Consider the following 1,091-nt stretch of genomic DNA (forward strand, 5'->3'; position numbering starts at 1 on the left):
GCTCTAGCGCGGTTTTTATGGCGTCGTCACAACCAGCAATTTGCTGCTCCAAGAAGTCGTAGGCAGCCAATTCCTGAGTCAGCGCATGCAGATGCTCACGCCGCCAATTGCCATGAAGACTCCGAGCGACAGCCTCCTTGCCGGCCTTGATGCGGCGGTCGGTCAGTTCAGCCAGTTGCACAGGGTCTCGTTGACCTGCGCAGATGGCTCGCAAAATCTTCATGCCAGTTACGCCGGAAATATCACTGATGACATTGGCCAACTGGATGTTCATTTGGCTCATGGCCTTTTGCATCCGGTTCAGGGTCTGTGCCTGGTCTTTGACTTTGGAAGCCCGCTGCCTGACCAATGAGCGGACGCAACAGGTCAGATCATCGGGGCGGAATGCACCTCTCAGCAGCCCATGCGTCATCAGCTGCCAAATCCACTGGCAATCCAGCACATCTGATTTGCGACCCGTGATTTGCCGAGTTGCTCTGGCATTGACGAGATAAACCTCAAAACCGCGTTCGCTGAGGATCTCGTAAATGGGAATCCAATAAACGCCTGTGGACTCCATGGCGACGACCTTGATCCCCAGGCTTTCAAGCCAATCAGCCATCTTGAGCAGGTCGTCAGTAAAGGACGTGAACGACTGGACGGGATTTTCGTGCCGTGGATCGACCGCCACAAAATGCTCTCGACCACCGACGTCGATCGCCGCGCAATCGGGATGAACGACGGTAAAGCGTTGCTTGGAAGGCTTGCGCGCCATGATGAATCCTCGCAGGATAAGGGGCGCGCGGGGCACACGGTGGCGAAAGTGTTCACTCTCTCATACGTGGTCACAGCTGATTTAGCTGATGCCTACAGGGACTTCACGCCGATACCGTGCGGATCACTCTCCCACGCGGGTGTGCGGACACACACCAGTGCTGGCTACGATCTCTGTCCCGCGCGCACAAACCCTAACAAAGCAAAAGGCGGCTGGCCCTATCGGGCCAGCCGCCTTTTCTTTTTCAAAATGTCAGCGCTGCGCAGATCTGAAGCCGTACATCTCAAGTTTGCTGCGCGACAGCGCAGCCCGGAAGGGCTGGGTGATCTCCCACAGG

General features: G+C 56.6%; 1 pseudogene. It reads right to left on the reverse strand.

The annotated features are described in order from the left end of the window. Window positions 1-754: pseudogene (locus tag A0O30_RS27570) on the reverse strand (IS110-like element ISPpu9 family transposase); the annotation flags it as partial. Window positions 755-1,091 lie beyond the last annotated feature (337 nt).

This window comes from Pseudomonas sp. LLC-1, from assembly GCF_002992185.1.
GTDB lineage: Bacteria > Pseudomonadota > Gammaproteobacteria > Pseudomonadales > Pseudomonadaceae > Aquipseudomonas > Aquipseudomonas monteilii.